General features: G+C 44.0%; 1 protein-coding gene. It reads right to left on the reverse strand.

From position 1 onward, the window contains the following. On the reverse strand, positions 1-881 hold an 881-nt coding region (locus tag GRP75_RS28165), incomplete at its 3' end, for a condensation domain-containing protein (protein ID WP_237449248.1). Between the last annotated feature and the right edge of the window lie 25 nt (positions 882-906).

Consider the following 906-nt stretch of genomic DNA (forward strand, 5'->3'; position numbering starts at 1 on the left):
TGTTTTGCGAATAATTCAGGGAAGCACTTATCAGGATAACTTGTTCCGGTAGCATTCCAGTCATTAAGGATGATGTCCTTTTCCTCTGGTAAGAGTAATGAATGCTCCTCCAAGGGCCAAGCGGGATTCTCCATAAGTGCTTCCGCTAATTCTATATAACGCTCTGCCATCTGTATGATGGTTGAATGATCGAACAAATTGGAGCGATATTTAATATTTAATATCATTTCCTCTTCCTGCTCTTGCAGTTCCAATACCAACTCGTATTCGCCTTCCTGGTGAATTTCTTCAACCAATTCGACGAAAAAGATATCTTGATATGGCTTGCAAAGCTGCTGAAAGCTTGAAGTTGGAAGGAAGTTTTGATAAGAAAAGGCTGCTTGGAAAACAGGTGAGCTCGTCTGCTTCCGCGGCACATTCAATTCTCGGACCAGAGCCGGAAAAGGATACGAGGCATGATCCATTCCATCGACTACTGTCAGCTGCAATTTTTTCATAAAATCCAGGAATGTCTCTGTTTCCGATATCTGGCTCCGTATTGGAAGCATATTGACAAAATAGCCGATTAAATTATCAAAACGCTGCTCCGGGCGCACCATAACTGGCATTCCAACAATGATATCTTCCTGTCCCGAATACTGGTTAAGCAATACCGCATACATACCTAACAAGACTGTGGACAAGCTCGTATATTGCGCTTGGGCAAAAGACTTTACCCGTTTGACCCATTTAAGCGGAAGCGGCTTGGAATATGTTTGTGCTTCCATGCTTTGAGCCGGAAAAACAGAGCGGTCATATGGCAGCTCCAGGGTCGGTAAAGCACCTGACAGCTGTTGTGTCCAGTAGGAACGATACTTCTCCCCTTCTGCACTCGCTAACATCGTTTGCTCCCATTTAACAAAATCG

The sequence above is a fragment of the Paenibacillus sp. OT2-17 genome (genome assembly GCF_009827695.1).
GTDB classification, from domain to species: Bacteria; Bacillota; Bacilli; order Paenibacillales; family Paenibacillaceae; genus Paenibacillus; species Paenibacillus polymyxa_B.